Below are 16,734 nucleotides of genomic sequence, written 5' to 3' on the forward strand. Positions count from 1 at the left end.
TGTCCGGGCCTTCTCCCTTTCAAATAGGATTCCGGCCGATCAGCGCGAATTCAGCGCGCTTGTTTCAGGCCAAGGGGTCGTCGAGTCCAAGCTCCTCGGTCATCTTCTCCAGGTGCATGTCGTCAGGATGGCTATACACGTGGCGATCCGCGTTGCCGAGCAAAACTCCAAACGCTACCGAAGCGCGGGCTTCGTGGAAGTCGACCACTTGGTCGCCAAAGTCCTTTAGGCGTAGCAGCGTCTCCATCGGATGCCAGTCGATCGCGAGGAGCAGATCGCGGTCAAGGGCGACAAACGATGCACGCGAGGTGAGGAAGTCCAAACCGCAGTACCGGGGGAGATCACCCGCCGGGAACGCGTCGATGAGTGCCACCGGATTGTCGCTCAGCAGGAAGTACGGTCTCGGCGTTTTCATCAGAATCCATCGCTGGTCAAAGAGATGTTTGCTGAGAGGGTTGAGGTGGTCTCGGAAGACCTGCGCATGGAAATTGGCTGGCGCTTGTTCGCCCTCTAACCACGCGCCGTAATACTTTCTGATGCTGTCCATGGGCAGCGAATCCGACGTAATGACGCCGTTTCGGAAGAGGTCGATCCCGAGCGGTAGTCGGTTGGGATCTAAAAGAGCTTGCTCGGCCACCTCCTGTGAGTGACGGCGGAAGCGCGGAGTGCGCAGAACGAGCGACGCCAGAAAATGCGCGAGATGAACCCTGTCCGGACCGGTGAGGGGCCAGACGGACTCCAGGTCGGTCGCGTTCCAAAGGCGCCCTAGCACCTTCGCTGCGCGATCATCCAACTCACCCATCACCACTCGCTCGTCGTAGTCGTACGACTTGTACAGGCCGTCGAGAACGTAGAAGTCCTTCTCGCGCGTGGCGGACTTCACGTGGATTCTCGACCGAGTCCACTTCTCCTGCGTCACATCGAATCGCTTCATGATGGAGCGCTCTGCCGCGAAACGGCGCAAGAAGAATTGCGGGATCACGTGGTGCCCCCTACTGGCTTGTCCTGTCACACCCTCGATCACATAGTGAGTCTCGCAGAGCCCTCCGACACCCGGAGCTAGACGGCCCGACGTGCATGCAGGGGAGTGATGTTGGCGTCGTCGGCATCCATGAAGGCGTCGAAAGCGCTCATGTCATAGTCGGGTTCTAGCAGGTGGCCGTACCGGTCCACTGTCGTTGCGTAGGATGCATGCCCCATCCACGCGCTAATCTCCTCCATCGAGTGGCGCTTCGTGGCGATGAGCACGCTGGCGTAGAAGTGCCGCAGATCGTGCCATGAGAACGCCTCCAGCCCCAGCGGCACCAATGCCTTCCGCTTGAAGTAGTAGCGCTTGAGCGACTCGATGTCGAAGGGCCGGTCGTAGTCGAGACCGCTCGGGTGCCCCTTCGTCCCAGGGTGGCGCCCCGGCCAAAGTTGGGCGCCCTGGTCGTGGGCGTAGGGATGCTGCGCGAGGTAGTTGGTTAGCTCGCCCCGGAGCGCCATCCCGATGGGCACGCGTCGTGCGCCCGCGTCGGTCTTGGTGCTCATAGTGCCCCACCCGTTCTCATCCCTTCGCGAGCGGTCGACCTGTCGTGCCACGGTGATGAACGGGGCAACCTGGCCCGCGTAGGTGACGTCTCCGATCGTCAGTGCCGCTAGTTCGCTGCCGCGCAGACCCGTGTGCGCGGCAGTTCGGAATATCAGTCCATAAGGAGCGAATTCGTCCAGCAGCCGGCCGATTGCCCGCACCTGGGCACGGTTGAGGTAGGCGCGCTTCTTGCGGCTCGACTTCGCGCGCACGATCGCCCTGCAGGGGTTGGTCGAGATGAGATCGAGTCGCAGCGCAAAATCGAACGTCTTCGACAACGTGACGAATGTGTTGTGGATCATGGACGCCGACAGCGGGCGTCCCGTCCGCGTACCTTTCTTCGCACGCATCGCGTTGTACCAAGCCTGCACTTCCATCGTTTTGATCGCGTTGATGGGTCGGCTGCCAAGGTCGGGGAAAATGTGCAGGCGATATGCGATGTCATCGTTACGCCGGGTGCTCGGCTTCAGATCAAGGGCGGTCGTCTCGACAAGCTGGTCGGCAACCTCGCGGAGCGTCTGTGCGCGCCGCGAGAACACATCCGTGCTGTTACCGCGGGCCTTCGCAGAGGACACATCAGCATCGAACGCCTTTGCCTCAGCCGCTGAACCCGGACCCTTGAACAGCGCGCGCTGCTGCACGTCGTTGTGGTCGCGGTAACGGACGGTATACGAGATCACTCTGCCGGTGACGCTCGACTTGTTCTTGTGGATGCTCATATCGTGCTCCTTGGTGAGGGCGTATTCAGAGGCTGGGGTGGGCGGCGGTGCGGTACTCGCCGGGCAGAGCACGCTCGACCCGTTCGGCTGCGCCGAGAGGGTCCAGCGGCCACGACTGGTCGCGGTCGGCTTGCCAGATGTAGCGACCCCAGGTGCGGATGCCGCCGCGGTGGCGCATGACCCGCGTGAGGAGGACCGGGCACTCGACCTCCAGCACGACGACATCGCCGGGCTGGAGGTGCCGAGCCTCAACGGGAAGCGTGGCCGGGCGCAGGTTGAATCCCGTACCGAGCGTCTTCCGTGTGGGGAACAGGCGGTGCACCGAGATCACTCCTCTGGAGCCTCGGGCACGGCGCGGGTGAAGGTCTTGTCGGTGCGAACAGGGCCGATGACCCAGGGGGAGCGCACCTGGTACGGCGACTGCACGACGAACCGGACGAGGTCGGGTGCCTTCGGAAAGACGGACGCCTTCTCGATGAATACCGGCGTGGAAGGCTCCTTCGTGAGGTGGTCGCGGCGGGCGTAGATCATGTCGCCCTCCGCGATGTCGCCTGCGGTGACGGTGTCGCCGGGTGTGAACTTCTGCTTCGGCATGCTTTTCTCCTCATTCATGCGGCGCGGGTGCGCTCGCGGTTGTCCTTGGTGGGGTCGATGATCTGGTTGGCCGGCACGGGCGGGCGTGACAGGATGCGGCTGACGACGGGGCTGGTCCATCGACCGCCGCGCTTGGTCGGATAGCCCTCTGTGGCGAGGACACCAGCGATGGTCGACATGGTGGTTCCGGCGGCGCGTAGCTCGTTCATCCGGGCGAGGGCGTCTTGCTCCTCGGGGACGGGATAGAGGCCACCATCGCGGGCGATGTAGCCGTAGGGTGCAGGACCGACCGAGCGACCGCCAGCAGCAGCCTTCGCCTTCCGCCCGTCGCGCATGCGCTTCACCACCATGCCGCGGTCGAGTTGCGCGAACACCCCAGCCATCTGTCGCATGGCCGTGCGCATCGGGTCGTCCGGATCGTCCTGCACGACCTCGCCCATGTCGACGGAATGCACCGCGCGGTTGTGCTTCCACACCTGAGCGAGGACCGCTTCCTGCACCGTGAGGGTGCGGGCGAGCCGGTCGAGCCGAGCTACAAGCAGCGCGTCCGCGTCACCGTCGTGGAGTCGGGCAAGCGCAGACATCAATCCGTCACGCTGGGCGGCATCAAGAGTGCCGGACACGCCTTCATCGCGGAACGTAGCGACGATGCAGAGGCCGTGCGCCTTGGCATAGGCGCGGCAGGCCTTCTCCTGCACGTCGAGTCCGAAGCCGTCCATCTGACCGACACTGGATACCCGCAGATAGAGGATGGCGTTCGTCATCTGGTTCTCCTTGATTTCGCGTGGTTGCCGCTGATTCCGTAGAACTGGCGGCGAGACGAAGACTGCTCCAGCGGTGGTGGTCCGGCAAACCGGACGGCGAGTCTCGTCCGCGGTACAAGATCGGCCTCGTGGCCTGCTTGGCGTAGGCGTGGTCGGAGGGGTCATCGCGCACCCGGAGGGCCTAGGGCGGGATATCACCACCAGGCGGTGCGCTCCTGTGTGGCTCCGTACCACCGCCCTGTTCCCTCGTGACGTGAGCGAACAGGCGTCGGGCGAAAAGCTCGGCTTCTAGCCAGAGGTCCGGGTCGTCCGCGACGATCAGGAGCCGTTCGATGCTGAGCCCCAAGGCCCGGCGACGGCGAACCTGGTCGAGCTTGTCGGTCATCGCTTCCGCCGCCGCGGGGCTTCGTTCATCGTGGCCTCGCTGCTCCGTGCCCGCCGAGCGCCTGCCCGCTGCTGGTTGAGTGCTCGCTCGGCTTCGCGCACACGTCGCACCTCGGCGTCGTCCCGGTCTTGCTGAGCGTTCATCGCGGCGATGTCGTCGCTCCGAGCAGGCGACACCGGCGCAACCTCACCGAGCGCGACGAGTTCGGCGGCGAGCATCTCTGCTCGGGTACGTTCGTCCGCAAGGCCCGCAACGCGTGGCTGCGCTCGGCGGACGTTGGCGCTGAGCGCCCGGTCGAAACGGTTCCCGTCATCCAGCCCGTGATCGCGGGGCACCAGCGGCGCATCATCGTCCTCGATGACCTGCGCATCCACGATGTTCGGGTCGTGGTCTATCGACACATCAACCAGGGCTTCGCCGACGAAGTCCATGAACGACTTCGGCTGCTCGACGCCGATCTGCAAGACGGTCTTCGCGTTGATCCCGGACCGGTCCAGAAGGTCTTGTGCAATCTGTGTGCGGGTCTTCACGTCGATGTCGGGGTTCGCCATCATCTCGACAAGCAGGTCCGCGGCGTACCCGGACGCCTGTTGGATGCGTTCGGCAGCCTTCGCCTTGGCCTGGCGCGTGGCCCCTCCGTGCATCACGCAGACCCGGAGTCCGCGCATCGCGTATCGCCCGCACTGCTGCCCGGTGTGCTTGCTCATCGCCGTGCACTGGCGCTTGGGCGACAGGTACATGTCCTGAATCGAACTCACCTTCGGGTCTACTTCACCTAGGGGTGCTCGACCTTTCGTCGATGCCCTATTCGTGGCGGGCTTCTTCGAGCTTTCGTCCTCGGGCATGTTGTCCTCGTTTTTCTTCCTCATGCTCTGCAACCTTTCTGTTCTGTCTTCTTCTCAGTGGTTTCGTGCGAACCGATACCGCGCCCGCCTATAAGAGGCGCGGGCGCGGTCGATCGGTAACAGCGCCCAGGCGTGGTGTGGGCGCGGTCAGGCGTGGTGGGCGCGCTACTCATTCGTCGCCCTCTTTCATGAGGCGCAGGACAGGCTTCGGGGCGTAGTGATGGCACGACTTCTGCCCCTGCTTCTCGACGCGGATGGTGCCGTTGGCGATACCCAACTTGATCGCGGCGTCGATCTGAGAGTTGCCGCCGTCGACCTCCTTGCGGATGTCGTTGGTGCCTGCGCCGGGGTGCTGGACGAGGTAGTCCTCGACCTGAGGAAGGAGCCGCTCGCCTCTGCTCTGCGCGCGGGTGATGGTGCCGGTAGAGAGGCGATTGGAGGCGGCATCGAACTCCAGTGAGACCTCCTCAGCGCCGACGCCGTTCCGACCCTCAGCGCGGAAGTAGCGCCGCCCGGTGTTGTCGCGGGTCAGTAGCCACCGGGCGTCAGCATCGTCATCCACCACGGTGGCGCCACGGCCATGCTCTGCGCCGACCTCGTGCTGCATGCGACCTGTGTGGACGGGCATGAGCGTGCCGAGTATGCCCGCACGCTCGATAATCTCGTCGATGGTGTCGAGAAACACCCGCACATCGTCGTTCGCGTTCTCGGAGCCGAAGCCACGCAGCGCTCGTCCGAACGGGTCGAGCACCCAGTAGACGATCTCGTGCTCGGTGAGCCACCGCACCGCCTGTTCGCGGTGGAACTCGTTCGCCAGAGAGAAGCCCTCACCGCGCAAGGACTCTAAGAACACTTGCTTGGTGCTGCGCAGACCGAGAGCGCCGTACATGTCGAGGGCGTCGTCTTCGGTGAGTTCGTAGTCGAAGATGCCGATGTTGCCGGGGAGTTCGAACACCTCGAACCGATCAAGGAAAGGCTCGCCATCCGCGAGCGAGCGCACGAGGTTGCCGGCCAGGGTTGTCTTGCCCGCCTTGAACTGGGCGGTCAACGTCGCCTTGTGCCCCTGCATCTGCAAGCCATGGACGATGGCCGGCTTGACCTCGCGCGGCTTCGAGAGCGCCTCACGCAATGACACGGACGCGAAGCCGGAGAAAGTCGCCTTGGCGACCTCGGCCGCGAGCAGCGCACGAGCCTCACGCTGCACGCGCATGCTCTCAGCGGCTTCCGCAATCCGGCTGTCCCGTTCTGCCTCGGCGTCTGGCTCCGCGACGCCTGCCTCTGCGATCTCGGCGCGCAGCATCTCGGGTGTGACGAGCACGAAGCCGTCGTCCGGTCCATAGCTTGCGACGACATCGGCAGCGTCCTTCCCCTCGACGGGATAGACGAGCTCGGGTTCGAGTCCCGTTACTCGGACGATCGACTCATAGACCTCCAGGCCGTGCTTCTGGCCGGGCTTCGAAGGCTTGTCGTCGTTGTCTGCGACGACGACGAGACTGCCCTTGAAGCCCCGCAGGTGCTCGGAGTGCGCGTCAGTCCACTTACCGGCCCCACCGCTGTTGCACGTGGCCACGGCCTCATAGGCGAGCTCCAGCGCTTGGACGTCTTTCTCGCCCTCGACGATCCAGATGTCGTCGCCCTCGGTACCGTGAGCGACCAGCTCGGCAACCGCAGGCAGGCGGTAGGGGATCGGCTCGGCGTCGCCGAGACCCATGACCCAACGCGCACCATCCCAGTGCTCTTGGAAGAAGCCCTTCGGGTCGGTTCGCTTGACCCGATACCGCTTGTGCCCGTCCTCATCTTCGTAGGTATACGTGGCGATGACGGAGCGCTTCGGGTCGAGGTCTCGCTTGTTGAAGCCCAGAGCGGCCACGATCTCGGCAAAGGTGCAGTTGGCGTGACAGGTTGCGACGACCTTGCCCTTATCGCCCCAAGCCACAGAAAGTGAGGCGTGGTCATCATCGTGGCTCGGGCACCGGGCCTTGTATTGCAGGTCGCCTTGGTAGGAGACCTCCTGCAATTTATTGAGCCACTTTTGGAGCAGTGGCGGTATTTCAGTGTTCACAGTGATTCCTTCGATGCGGAGCGCTGAGCCTTGGGACGCTCGTGAGAGGTCGGGTAGGTCAGTGCTCTGCGTCGACGGAACGCGCGGCGATGAAGTCTCGAATCTGACGGCCCGAGTGTCGGACCGCCGCTCCGGACAGACGCACGCAGCCGAGCCGTTTCGCCTGCCGGGCATCGATGATCTGTCTGGACGTTAGGGTGAGCAGCTCGGCCGTCTGCTCGGTGGTGTATAGCCGGTCGTCTTCGAGGACGAGCGTGCCAAAGGCGGATCGGCGAACATTGGAGTCGTGTGTAGTCATTGCGGTATCCCTGTTGGAAGGGAGCCGCGCGTTAACGTAAAAAAGCCCCGCGCAGCTCCGATGAATATCGGATGCCACACGAGACAAGTGGTCCTGAGTCGTTTACCGGTGCGCTTTCGCCATGGGCTCGGATTGACTCATCTGTAGATGGACGCGATCTACAGATCTCTTTGCCGACCCACGGCTCGCGCCGTCGTCGGTTGCCCTGCTGGGCTCAAATCGGTTACGTATAGGGTGCGTTGGATTCAGTTGTAGTGCCCCGTAGCTTCGGAAGCAAATCGAGTCTACCGCGTCAGCTGTCGTGCCCGCTGGCGCAGCTGGCGTTTGCTCGGCTCGCGCACCCATGCAAGGTTCGAAGCTCTGCAGTTTGCCGGATCACCGTCAAGATGCCGCACGACGCGGTGGCGGTAGAGCGGTCGAGGGATCGGCACGAACGCGCGGGCCACTAGCACTGACACGGGCACCCAGGGCTTTTCGATCTGGGTCGGCTTGCTGGCGTCCACGCAAAGCACGCCTTCGATGACCCGGGGCCTCAGACGCTGACCGTCTCTCTTGCGATAGATCCAACCACTCGCATCTGCGCACAGAGCCGGGAATCCCCCTATCGATCGGCGCTTTGGGTCAAGAGAGTAGCCTTCTCTCGTCGCACTAACGGGCCTGTTCATCCCAGCGACCTCCTTCATGGTGATTTCTTCGGAACGGCGACCCTGCAGACCTCGGTGTGCGGGGTCGTCGTGTTGTTAGCGGCGATTCTTCGGGACGATGGGGCGGTAGCTGCTGAAGGGCATCTTGGCAATGAGGCGCTGGGTCTCCCCATACGGATCCTGCATCTTCGGAATGTGACTCTCGGCTTCACGCATCGCCCGCGAGAGCTTCGGCAGCGCCGAGTGTCGTGCCTCGTTCTGCAAGGCGACGAATCGCTCGGCCAGGTCGCTCGCGCTCGCGCCGCGCTCCAGTTCCGTAACCAGGTTGCTGAGATTGGTCACGATCTCTTCAGTCGTGTCGATCAGGCCGGGTCGGCGGGTCCCCACCCCGATACCGGTCACGTCCTCGACGAAGTTCTCGACGCGGCCGAGCAGGTAAGTCTCCATCCCACGCACCCGATCGAAGGCGGCCTCGTCGATGGCCATCACTGCTTCGATCTCGGCCTGGCGGTTGCCGTACTGGGCTTCGCGTGCCCCGGCGCGTGGCCCATCGAGCGTGCCGGGGCCGATGGGGTTGACGATCGTGCCGCCGAGGTCGCGGGAGCGGACAGTATCGGCAGGCTGGTTCTCGGGCGTGGTGGAGTCGGTCACACGGATTGCAGTGCTCATAGTTGTTCCTTCAGTTGATGCGGCGGGTGCGGCGGGTCATATCGGCGAGGCGCTCTTGGGTCGATCGCTTGCGGTCTTGGGCTTCCAGTGCGACCTCGAACTGGTCGAGGGCACGGTCCAGCGCTGCCTCGACCCGGTTCTGGGTGGTGGTCAGCTGGGCCTGCACGTTGCGGAGCTTGATCTCCATGGCGCCAGTGCTCTTCGGGTAGGCGGGCAGTCCCGTAGCCTCGTCGAACTGCTTGTAGTTGTTGTCGACGGCGTACTTGGCAGGCATGATGGTGTTCCTTTCGGTCGGTTCTTTCATGGGCTTGAGCGGGTCGCCGTGCTCAGCGACGTACGCGTTGTACTCGTCCAGGTCGGCCTGGCTCAGGTGCGCGCGGGCGAGGTCGTCGGCGTTCAGTCGTGTACCCATCACGCGCCCCGGTTATAGCTGGTGGGCCGAAGCGCCGACGCCAGCGCCGGGTCAACGAGCGCATACGGCTGGATACCCGCGAGCAGCACCTGCCGCAGGAACGTGGCCTTGCTCACTCCGGACGCTTCCGCGAGTGCCGCGATGGCCGCTGCCACGTCGCGCGGCACGCTGGTGCGCACCTCGACGCTGTCCGGCAGCACCGTAGGTCGATGGTTCGGTCTGGTCATGTCCTCTCCCTATCGCGGCTAATCCCGCTCCTTAAGTCTCCCTCGTTTTGAATGGGTAGTTCGGTCCTGATCTGCGCTCTGAACTGGGAAAGTACCAACCCTGTGGGGAATGCGAGGGGTCGCCGATGGAGTAGACCTAGGTCGAGAACACCACCCGACCAGGAGGAACCATGACCCCGAACTACGACCACACATTCCACGACCGCAGCGAGTACCAAGGCGAAAGCGGTCCGCAATATCAGACACCCGACGGCCAGCCGCGAGCGCTGAGCGTGGCCGAGCGAGCACGCCTGATGCGCTCCGCCGGAATTAACGACAGTCTGCCGAACGGCACCGATCCCGAGGAACACGGCGAGCGTCTCGCCTGAACGCACCACCGCGCCCATGAGGATGGCGCGTACCCAACGAGAACGCCACCGGCTGGCAACTCCCGCCCGGTGGCGTTCTGTGTGTGGAGCGGGCCAGCGCTCCCCACTCGCGGGGCGCTCGGGTCGTTGTCGTGCCATGCACTAGATTCGTGCCATGGACGACATCCGCGAGTTTCTCGAGTCGCACCTTCGACCACTTGCGGGTCCCTACCTGTTCGTCGGAGCAGGCTTCGCTCGCCGATACGCCAACCTCCCAAGTTGGCGAGACCTCCTCGCTCGGTTCGCTGAGCCAACTGGATCACCGCTGGGATACTTCGAGACCGGCACGCTTCCGGAGGCAGCAACCAACCTGGCTGCCGCCTTCCGCGAAGTTTGGTGGAAGTCCGGCGACTACTCGAACTCACTTGCTGAATGGGGTGACAGAGTGTCGGGGTCGGTTGCGATGCCGCTCAAGGTCGAGATCGCGAAGTACCTGGACGATGCTCTCGACGGGTTCGAGCCGCCAGCCGACTTGGCGGACGAATACGCGCTCCTGGAGAATTCAACGATCGACGGAGTCATCACCACGAACTACGATCGGTTACTCCACCTCACCTTCCCGACTTATCGACAGTTCATCGGGCAAGACGGTCTGCTGTTTTCAGACACGCAAGGGATCGCTGAGATCTACGCGATACACGGCGCAACCGAGGAACCAGCTTCTCTCGTACTTACAGCCGAGGACTATGAAGCATACGAAGAGCGCAACGCTTATCTTGCGGCGAAACTTTTAACAATTTTTGTTGAGCACCCCATCCTCTTTATCGGATACAGCTTCAACGATCCCAACATCCATAACCTCCTCATTTCTTTGACCAAAGGGCTTCGAAATAAGACCGTTGAGAAACTTCAGGATCGACTCATCTTTGTTGAATACGAAGCGGGCGCAACACCGCGTGTCGAACGAACGCAAGTTTCGGTCAACAATCAGCTCATCCCCGTTATCCGTCTTCTAGTTCCGGACTGGCGCGATGTATTCGCGGCTCTGGGCGCAAGGGAGCACGCGCTACCTGCTCGAACGTTGCGTATCTTGAAACAGCAGGTATACGAGATCGTGCTGCAGAACGATCCGAAAGAGCGCCTCTACGCCTACCGCGACATCGACGATGAGTCCGCCGAGGACATATCAATCGTTTTCGGGGTTGGCGCGAAGGTGGCGACGGTAGGCATCGTCGGTCTGAGTCGTGCTGACGTCTGGAACGATGTGCTCGGGAATCCCGACGGCGGCTACCCGGCTGGCGAAGTTCTCGATCGGCTGATATCGCAGGTTCCAGCGGGGCATTATTATCCAGTCTTCAAGTACCTGCGCGAGTGCGAAGCGCTCGACGACGCAGGAAAGGTGCGCCCCGATGTCGAGGTGAAGCCGACGGTACGCAATCGTGCCGCGAATACGCACACTCGTATCAAGACGTCCCTCGACGGCGTCACCAGAAAGACCTTCACGGAGCTGTTGGAAGAGCATGACTGGAAGTGGATCCTGCAGAACGCCTTGAAGCTGCCGGCGTATACGCACGACGTCGATGGTTTGCGTCAGTTCCTGATCGAGAATCAGGACAAGGTCAGGGTCAACGCGTTTTGGCCGACGCAGTACGGCAAAGCCGTTGTTGCCTACGACTTCATGAAGTACGGCCTGGCTGTAACCACTGCACCGACCACGTCTTAGCCCGTGTCGGCGTACGCCTTCAGTCTCAATGTCGGTGGCGTGTGTCATGATGACCCCACGTCGCGACGGGCGCGACAAGACTGGGGACACAGATGTCAATTCAGATCACGCACGTTCGCTTCTCGGGCTACGAGAAGACGCATCAGAGTATCGTTCGCTACAAGTGGTTGAACACGGCTGACGGCGCGACAGGCGACAACGACAAGCCTTCTATGGTCGCGTTCGTCGAAGGCAAGGAAAACACCGTCGTCGTTGGCAGCGGGTCAAGCACCGTGCAGGTGGGTGCCGTACATCCCGACAACGGCCAGCCGTATCTCCGCACCTATGCTGACGGGCAGTGGAACAACAATCTTCTGAGCCTGCCCACGTTCTAGCAGAGCACGTCGCTCGGGTAGGCCGGGCCTCTCAACGGCAGAACGCCCCGACTCCGGTACGCCGGGACAGTCGGGGCGTTCTACGTGGGCAGGTGGTGGCTCAGTCCTCCCAGGGGAGCGGAGCGCCAACCGCGTAGGCGTCGAACATCCAGTCCCCGAGAAACTCCGCCACCATAATCTCGAACGCTGCGAGGGTTGGTCGATCCTCCATCTGCTTGTAGTACTCGCGCACAGCCGTGAAGGCTACGGCTGACGCCTCGGCTACGTCGTCGCTGTATTCGCCCTCGTCGGCGAGCGCTTGGTGTGCATCCATCTTGCGATGCGTTCCCGCTGTCCATTCTTCGGTGATAGTGCTCACGGTGTGTCCCTTCATCGGTGCCGCTCGGTGCGGCGTGGGACAACCATCGGACACGATTCAAAGCCGGTCAAAGAGGAGCGCGATTCAGCGCTCATTCAGCGCTTCTGTTCGGGAACGATCGCTCGCGACGGCTCCCGTCTATTGCCGACAGCCGCCCTCGAACCTGCGGAAACAAGCGGCAAACGGGGAGCATCCGCTGAGGCTCGGGAACAGGCGAGAGCCCCACCAACTGCCTGTTAACCGGCAGGTTCTTGGTTCGAGTCCAAGCCGGGGAGCCAAGACGAAGGCCCGAAATTCCGGGAGGCTGTGAAATCAGCTTCCCGGAATTCCGGGCCTTTCGCTGTGCAGCCCGCGAGCGCATCTCGTAGCATAGAATATGTCTTCAGGGTCATATTTGGAGGACTGCATGGGTAGCGCTTCGACGCTCGTACGGGCCGCGCGAAAGAGTCGCGGACTCACTCAGCGTGCCCTCGCTGAAAGGGTGCAGCTGGATCAAGGTCGTGTCTCACGCTTCGAGGGCGGGCGCGAAGCTGAGTACGGCACCGTCGAGCGACTCCTCGGTGCGACGGGCCATCGGCTCTATTCGGCACCGACACGACGCGATGACGTCGCTTCGATCGCCGCAGCCATCCGCGTACATCTTCGTGCAGGGGACACACACAGTGCCCTCCGCGAACTGATTCAGCTCAATGACAATCTCAGCGCTGAGCATGGACTCGTCCGCGGCGTGCTCGGGCTCGCTGAACCGGAGCCCACAGGAGACGCTGCCTGGGATGCCGCCCTCGCCGCGCTCGTCGACCTACGTCTCAGTGAGGAGCAACTCCCGACGCCGGAGTGGGTGGACGCGCCGAGCCGGCGCCTCTCGAGGCCACGCACTCTCGACGTCGATCCTGCCGACCCGATCCCCGCGGCGCACGACGTCCCGCCCCCGTTTCTGAACCGCGGAGTCCTCGTCTGGGCAGACACCCTCGCGAGCATCTGATGGGCGACTCGCTGACTCGCACTGACATCATCGATGGACTCCGCGATCTCGTCGCGGAGTTGCGCGCGGCAGGAGAGGTCGTCGGCATCCGCCTCGTCGGCGGCGCTGCGCTCGCGCTTCGCTACTTCGAGCGACGCACCACCGGAGACCTCGACTCGCTGCATGTGCATCCCGGGAGCGATGACGCGGTGCTCACCGCCGCCGCCAAGGTCGCCGACGCCCGGGGGTGGGCACACGGGTGGTTCAACTTCGCGTCGAACGCGCCGACTCCCTCCCAACGCTCGGCCGCCGCGAAGTGGCATGGGAGAGGATCTACGACCGCGACGGCATCGTCATCGAGGTCGCGTCGAAGGAAGCACTGCTGGCGATGAAGCTCCGCGCCAATCGCCCTGGTCGCGACGTCGATGACATTCGGCAGCTTCTCGCGCTCTGCGGTGTCTCGACGCTCGCAGGGGCGGACGCGCACTATGACGACTTCTACCCCGGCGACGGGCTCACTGACCGCGCGGTCGCGATCGTGGAGCGAATTCTGGCTGGCGGCCTTCCGGAGAGTGTGGCCTCACCAGGCCCCATCGAGTTCTGACCTCGACGCCGCACGTCTCACGTCTCACGCCTCACGGACTCTGCCGACGAAGAGGGCCCCACCGAGTCGGTGGGGCCTTCTGCTCTCGCTGCTCGCGGCTCAGCGCGCGGCGCCCGCGAGGGAGCCTTCGACCGGACCGGCGGGGTCGGAGATGACGCACTGCACGATGCGGTCGTTGTACTGGTCCCAGGTCTCCTGGGTGGGGGTGATCGGGTAGACGTCGAGGGTCGACTCGTCCCAGATCACTCCGACGAAGTTGGTGAACGCGTCGCCGATGCAGCCCTGGGTCGCGGTGTCGACGGCTGCGTCCGAGAACTCGCCGTCCTCCATCGTGATCTCGTGGTAGACCTCTTCGTCGTGCGACTCCTCGCACGGCACGACATCGGCGCTCTCGATGAGACCGCTGTCGCTCTTCATCTTGCAGTCGCCGACCTTGAGGGCGAAGATGTCGATGCTCGAGCTCTCGGTCACCTGGCCGGTGTCCTCATCGCGGTCGGCGTCGGCGGGGCCGCCGCCGAGCATGCTGCTGATCGTGCTGCAGCCGCTCAATGCGAGTGTGAGCGCGACTGCGGCACCGGCGAGTGCCAGAGCGCGACGCTTGCTGGTTTTCATCATGGATTGCCCCTCCAGAGACGGTGGTGAACAGGCATGACAGGTACCCGCCCCGCTCACGCTATCCGCCGGGGAGTCTGTGATGCAACTCGAAGAATGCTGTGTTTTCGCTGAACTCGCGTCACGAACCGCGAAGAGGTTGTCAGGCCTCGAGGTCGTCGACGCCCGGCATCCAGCTGGCGCCCGGACGCCCCCAGCCGCGCTTGCGGGCCACCTTCTGGACCGTCTTCCAGTCGCTGTCGGGCAGGCGATCCACGTAGAGGATCCCGTCGAGGTGATCGAACTCGTGCTGCATGATGCGCGCCCGCCATCCGTCGACCTCGATCACGACGGGGTCCCCCTCGAGGTCGGTCGCGGTGACACGCGCTCGCTCCGAGCGGCGTAGCGCGAAGCGTTCGCCGGGGAACGACAGGCAGCCCTCCGCCTCGAGGTCGGGGTCCGGGTCGCCGGGCTCGAGCGGTGTGATCCACAGCTCGGGGTTGATCAGCACACCGCGCCAGGGCTGGTCGTCGTCGTCGACGTAGGAGTACGTGTAGATGCGCAGCGGCACACCGACCTGTGGCGCGGCGAGACCGACGCCGGGAGCGGTGTCCATCGTCTCGAACATGTCGGCGACGAGTGTGCGGATGTCATCCGTGATCTCGTCGACGGCCGAGGCGGGGGAGTGGAGAACGGGGTCTCCCATGATGCGAATCGGAAGTACAGCCACGTCATAACCCTACTCTGCCGGGTGCGCCGGGTAGGGTCGTACTGTGAATGCAGGCGTGTGGATGACTGGGGCGGAAGATGTCGGCGAGCAGCTCGTCGGAGCGTTCCAGAACCCGGGGCTGCTGCTCGGAATCCCGCTGGCACTCGCCGGTGCCGTCTTCATGTCCCTGGGTGCGCAGTACCAGCACCGCGGCGTCGAGAAGGTCGAACGGCTGAGCGGCTCGAACGGCACCTCCGGCCTGACCGGAGCGCAGCTGAAGAGCCTCATCACTCGGCCGTCCTGGCTGCTGGGCACCCTGATGCTGGCGCTGGCCATCGTGTGCCAGCTCGCCGCACTCGTGCAGGCGCCGCTGATCGTGGTGCAGCCTCTCGGCGCGATCGCACTCGTCATTACAACTCTTCTGAACGCGCGGATCTCGGGTCACTCACCCACCAGGCGCTCGATCACCGCCATCGTGCTCTGCGTCGGCGGCATCTTCCTCTTCGTCTTCTTCGCGGCGATCTTCGCCACTGAGCAGGACATCACCGAGCGCGAGCTCTTCGTCATCCTCAGCATCCTGCTGGTCGTGATCATCATCCTCGGCGCCTGCTGGCTGATCCTGCGTTCCCGCATGCGGGCGCTGTTCTACGTGATCGGCGCCGGGATCCTCTACGGCTTCGTGGCGACGCTCGCCAAGGTCGTCATCAAGCGCATCGAGGCCGGCAACTTCGAGTGGATCACCGGCATCTGCGTGGTCGCTCTCATCGCCGCCGCCGCCGTCGGCGCGTACTTCGTGCAGACCGCGTACAGCTCCGGCCCGCCCGACCTCGTCATCGCCGGGCTCACCGTCGTCGACCCGCTGGTCGCGGTGCTCATCGGCATGGTCATCCTCGGTGAGGCCGCCGCGGCGCCGCCGTGGGTGCTGGTGATCTTCGGCGTCGCTGGCGGTATCGCGGTATGGGGTGTGGTCGAACTCGCCCGCTACCACCCGCAGGTGCTGAGCGACAGCCAAGACCTGGGTCTCGTTCGAGGAAGCGACGAGAAGCCGCAGCAGCAGTAGCGCGACCGGGCCCGCAGGCCCGGCCGCCCCACAGACTCAGTACGCCTGATCGATCAGATCGGGAGAGACTTCGGACGCCGCCGACTCGTCGACGAAGAACACCGTCCGCTTGCGCCCCTTGGCTCCGGCTGCCGGCACGTTCGCATAACTCGCCCCGGCGAGAGCCAGACCGAGAGCCGACGCCTTGTCTGCTCCGGTGAGGACCAGCCATACGCGCTTCGAGGAGTTCAGTACGGGACGGGTGAGCGTCACCCGCTCGGGCGGAGGCTTGGGGGAGTCGCGCACCGGCAGAGCCGCGGCATCCGTCACCGTGACCTCTTCGCGATCAGGGAAGAGTGAGGCGATATGTCCGTCAGGACCCACCCCCAGGAAGCACACCGCGAATGACGGCCACGGGTGCTCGTCGGTCCCGAAGCGCGCGAGCTCGGCCGCATAGGCGGCTGCCGCCTCATCGAGGCTCAGACCGCTGTCAGACGCCGCGACCTCGTGAACGTTCTCCTCGGGCACCGGGATGTGATCGAGCAACGCCTGACGGGACTGGCGTGCATTGCGGTCGGCGTCGTCGCGAGGCACGAATCGCTCATCGCCCCACCAGAAGTGCACGAGCGACCAGTCGATCTTCGCCGCTCGCGGATTCACGGCCGCCTCGCGCAGCACCGCCGCGCCCATGGATCCGCCGGTGAGAGCGATGTGGGCGATGCGGCCGTTGCGGGTGCGCGCACGCACCCGGGTCAGGAACCGATCGGCCACGCTGGTCGCGAGAGCCGCCGGGGTGGGTTCGACCACGACCCGCTTCTCTGCGGATGCTGCCTGCAACG

22 protein-coding genes are annotated in these 16,734 nt (G+C 64.0%); 7 read left to right on the forward strand and 15 right to left on the reverse strand.

All coding sequences use genetic code 11. From position 1 onward, the window contains the following. Nucleotides 1-64 precede the first annotated feature (64 nt). From AC2D10_RS01530 to AC2D10_RS01580, 11 genes are all read right to left on the reverse strand, one after another. A complete protein-coding gene (locus tag AC2D10_RS01530) occupies nt 65-982 on the reverse strand; it encodes a DUF4238 domain-containing protein (RefSeq protein WP_484710023.1) in 918 nt (305 codons plus the stop codon). Nucleotides 983-1,059: 77 nt separating this feature from the next. Further along, a complete protein-coding gene (locus AC2D10_RS01535; RefSeq protein ID WP_484710024.1) occupies nt 1,060-2,289 on the reverse strand; it encodes a tyrosine-type recombinase/integrase in 1,230 nt (409 codons plus the stop codon). Between the two features lie 25 nt (nt 2,290-2,314). Next, nucleotides 2,315-2,620, reverse strand: coding sequence for a hypothetical protein (locus AC2D10_RS01540; protein ID WP_484710025.1), 306 nt, complete (start codon nt 2,618-2,620; stop codon nt 2,315-2,317). Beyond that, nucleotides 2,617-2,883 carry a hypothetical protein gene (locus tag AC2D10_RS01545; protein ID WP_484710026.1) on the reverse strand — a complete coding sequence of 89 codons (267 nt, stop codon included), beginning with the start codon at nt 2,881-2,883 and terminating at the stop codon, nt 2,617-2,619. Before AC2D10_RS01545 ends, AC2D10_RS01540 begins: the two co-directional genes overlap by 4 nt. Before the next feature lie 14 nt (nt 2,884-2,897). Further along, on the reverse strand, nt 2,898-3,647 hold the full coding sequence (locus tag AC2D10_RS01550; protein ID WP_484710027.1) for a recombinase family protein: 750 nt from the start codon (nt 3,645-3,647) through the stop codon (nt 2,898-2,900). A gap of 381 nt (nt 3,648-4,028) precedes the next feature. Continuing rightward, nucleotides 4,029-4,901 carry a hypothetical protein gene (locus AC2D10_RS01555; RefSeq protein ID WP_484710028.1) on the reverse strand — a complete coding sequence of 291 codons (873 nt, stop codon included), beginning with the start codon at nt 4,899-4,901 and terminating at the stop codon, nt 4,029-4,031. Nucleotides 4,902-5,046: 145 nt separating this feature from the next. After that, nucleotides 5,047-6,939, reverse strand: a complete 1,893-nt coding sequence (locus AC2D10_RS01560) for an AAA family ATPase (RefSeq protein ID WP_484710029.1) — start codon at nt 6,937-6,939, stop codon at nt 5,047-5,049. Nucleotides 6,940-6,997: 58 nt separating this feature from the next. Then, on the reverse strand, nt 6,998-7,237 hold the full coding sequence (locus AC2D10_RS01565; protein WP_484710030.1) for a hypothetical protein: 240 nt from the start codon (nt 7,235-7,237) through the stop codon (nt 6,998-7,000). 740 nt (nt 7,238-7,977) lie between these two features. Continuing rightward, a complete protein-coding gene (locus AC2D10_RS01570) occupies nt 7,978-8,550 on the reverse strand; it encodes a hypothetical protein (RefSeq protein WP_484710031.1) in 573 nt (190 codons plus the stop codon). A 10-nt stretch (nt 8,551-8,560) separates the two neighbouring features. Continuing rightward, nucleotides 8,561-8,965, reverse strand: coding sequence for a hypothetical protein (locus tag AC2D10_RS01575; protein WP_484710032.1), 405 nt, complete (start codon nt 8,963-8,965; stop codon nt 8,561-8,563). Further along, nucleotides 8,962-9,189, reverse strand: a complete 228-nt coding sequence (locus AC2D10_RS01580; RefSeq protein WP_484710033.1) for a hypothetical protein — start codon at nt 9,187-9,189, stop codon at nt 8,962-8,964. The genes AC2D10_RS01575 and AC2D10_RS01580 overlap by 4 nt, the downstream gene beginning before the upstream one ends. 170 nt (nt 9,190-9,359) lie before the next feature. On the opposite strand from AC2D10_RS01580, the gene AC2D10_RS01585 reads away from it, so the two are divergent. The 3 genes from AC2D10_RS01585 to AC2D10_RS01595 all read left to right on the forward strand — a co-directional run bounded on the left by AC2D10_RS01585 (nt 9,360) and on the right by AC2D10_RS01595 (nt 11,633). Further along, entirely contained in the window at nt 9,360-9,557 is a 198-nt protein-coding gene (locus AC2D10_RS01585; RefSeq protein WP_484710034.1) for a hypothetical protein, read from the forward strand. Nucleotides 9,558-9,711: 154 nt separating this feature from the next. Beyond that, complete coding sequence (locus AC2D10_RS01590; RefSeq protein ID WP_484710035.1) at nt 9,712-11,259, forward strand: SIR2 family protein; 1,548 nt, start codon at nt 9,712-9,714, stop codon at nt 11,257-11,259. A gap of 92 nt (nt 11,260-11,351) precedes the next feature. Further along, nucleotides 11,352-11,633: a DUF3892 domain-containing protein gene (locus tag AC2D10_RS01595; RefSeq protein WP_484710036.1), complete on the forward strand. Its 282-nt coding sequence runs from the start codon at nt 11,352-11,354 to the stop codon at nt 11,631-11,633. A 100-nt stretch (nt 11,634-11,733) separates the two neighbouring features. Here the strand turns inward: AC2D10_RS01595 and AC2D10_RS01600 are convergent, their stop codons facing one another. Next, the gene (locus AC2D10_RS01600; protein WP_484710037.1) at nt 11,734-11,991 is read right to left on the reverse strand and encodes a hypothetical protein; all 258 of its coding nucleotides are present in this window, start codon (nt 11,989-11,991) and stop codon (nt 11,734-11,736) included. Between the two features lie 406 nt (nt 11,992-12,397). On the opposite strand from AC2D10_RS01600, the gene AC2D10_RS01605 reads away from it, so the two are divergent. From AC2D10_RS01605 to AC2D10_RS01615, 3 genes are read left to right on the forward strand one after another with little or no spacing between them, the layout of a single operon-like run. Next, entirely contained in the window at nt 12,398-12,973 is a 576-nt protein-coding gene (locus tag AC2D10_RS01605) for a helix-turn-helix domain-containing protein (protein WP_484710038.1), read from the forward strand. Next, nucleotides 12,973-13,344, forward strand: coding sequence for a hypothetical protein (locus AC2D10_RS01610; protein ID WP_484710039.1), 372 nt, complete (start codon nt 12,973-12,975; stop codon nt 13,342-13,344). The genes AC2D10_RS01605 and AC2D10_RS01610 overlap by 1 nt, the downstream gene beginning before the upstream one ends. Beyond that, nucleotides 13,341-13,556 carry a hypothetical protein gene (locus AC2D10_RS01615; protein ID WP_484710042.1) on the forward strand — a complete coding sequence of 72 codons (216 nt, stop codon included), beginning with the start codon at nt 13,341-13,343 and terminating at the stop codon, nt 13,554-13,556. Before AC2D10_RS01610 ends, AC2D10_RS01615 begins: the two co-directional genes overlap by 4 nt. 99 nt (nt 13,557-13,655) lie before the next feature. Here AC2D10_RS01615 and AC2D10_RS01620 read toward each other — a convergent pair whose 3' ends face one another. Together AC2D10_RS01620 and def are read right to left on the reverse strand one after the other, a co-directional pair. Next, on the reverse strand, nt 13,656-14,171 hold the full coding sequence (locus AC2D10_RS01620; protein WP_484710043.1) for a septum formation family protein: 516 nt from the start codon (nt 14,169-14,171) through the stop codon (nt 13,656-13,658). Between the two features lie 139 nt (nt 14,172-14,310). After that, nucleotides 14,311-14,877, reverse strand: a complete 567-nt coding sequence (def, locus tag AC2D10_RS01625; RefSeq protein WP_484710045.1) for a peptide deformylase — start codon at nt 14,875-14,877, stop codon at nt 14,311-14,313. Nucleotides 14,878-14,938: 61 nt separating this feature from the next. Here def and AC2D10_RS01630 point away from each other — a divergent pair, with 61 nt between their 5' ends. Further along, the gene (locus tag AC2D10_RS01630) at nt 14,939-15,916 is read left to right on the forward strand and encodes a DMT family transporter (protein WP_484710047.1); all 978 of its coding nucleotides are present in this window, start codon (nt 14,939-14,941) and stop codon (nt 15,914-15,916) included. Nucleotides 15,917-15,952: 36 nt separating this feature from the next. Here the strand turns inward: AC2D10_RS01630 and pgl are convergent, their stop codons facing one another. Next, nucleotides 15,953-16,732, reverse strand: coding sequence for a 6-phosphogluconolactonase (gene pgl, locus AC2D10_RS01635; protein WP_484711782.1), 780 nt, complete (start codon nt 16,730-16,732; stop codon nt 15,953-15,955). Nucleotides 16,733-16,734 lie beyond the last annotated feature (2 nt).

It is taken from the genome of Microbacterium sp. PI-SA-G (genome assembly GCF_057215335.1).

Bases quoted from the DNA above. Each gene is read 5' to 3' on its own strand.
- AC2D10_RS01535 (WP_484710024.1), bottom strand. From the start codon at position 2,289: ATGAGCATCCACAAGAACAAGTCGAGCGTCACCGGCAGAGTGATCTCG.
- AC2D10_RS01545 (WP_484710026.1), bottom strand. From the start codon at position 2,883: ATGCCGAAGCAGAAGTTCACACCCGGCGACACCGTCACCGCAGGCGAC.
- AC2D10_RS01550 (WP_484710027.1), bottom strand. From the start codon at position 3,647: ATGACGAACGCCATCCTCTATCTGCGGGTATCCAGTGTCGGTCAGATG.
- AC2D10_RS01555 (WP_484710028.1), bottom strand. From the start codon at position 4,901: ATGAGGAAGAAAAACGAGGACAACATGCCCGAGGACGAAAGCTCGAAG.
- AC2D10_RS01565 (WP_484710030.1), bottom strand. From the start codon at position 7,237: ATGACTACACACGACTCCAATGTTCGCCGATCCGCCTTTGGCACGCTC.
- AC2D10_RS01570 (WP_484710031.1), bottom strand. From the start codon at position 8,550: ATGAGCACTGCAATCCGTGTGACCGACTCCACCACGCCCGAGAACCAG.
- AC2D10_RS01580 (WP_484710033.1), bottom strand. From the start codon at position 9,189: ATGACCAGACCGAACCATCGACCTACGGTGCTGCCGGACAGCGTCGAG.
- AC2D10_RS01585 (WP_484710034.1), top strand. From the start codon at position 9,360: ATGACCCCGAACTACGACCACACATTCCACGACCGCAGCGAGTACCAA.
- AC2D10_RS01590 (WP_484710035.1), top strand. From the start codon at position 9,712: ATGGACGACATCCGCGAGTTTCTCGAGTCGCACCTTCGACCACTTGCG.
- AC2D10_RS01595 (WP_484710036.1), top strand. From the start codon at position 11,352: ATGTCAATTCAGATCACGCACGTTCGCTTCTCGGGCTACGAGAAGACG.
- AC2D10_RS01605 (WP_484710038.1), top strand. From the start codon at position 12,398: ATGGGTAGCGCTTCGACGCTCGTACGGGCCGCGCGAAAGAGTCGCGGA.
- AC2D10_RS01610 (WP_484710039.1), top strand. From the start codon at position 12,973: ATGGGCGACTCGCTGACTCGCACTGACATCATCGATGGACTCCGCGAT.
- AC2D10_RS01615 (WP_484710042.1), top strand. From the start codon at position 13,341: ATGAAGCTCCGCGCCAATCGCCCTGGTCGCGACGTCGATGACATTCGG.
- AC2D10_RS01620 (WP_484710043.1), bottom strand. From the start codon at position 14,171: ATGATGAAAACCAGCAAGCGTCGCGCTCTGGCACTCGCCGGTGCCGCA.
- AC2D10_RS01630 (WP_484710047.1), top strand. From the start codon at position 14,939: ATGACTGGGGCGGAAGATGTCGGCGAGCAGCTCGTCGGAGCGTTCCAG.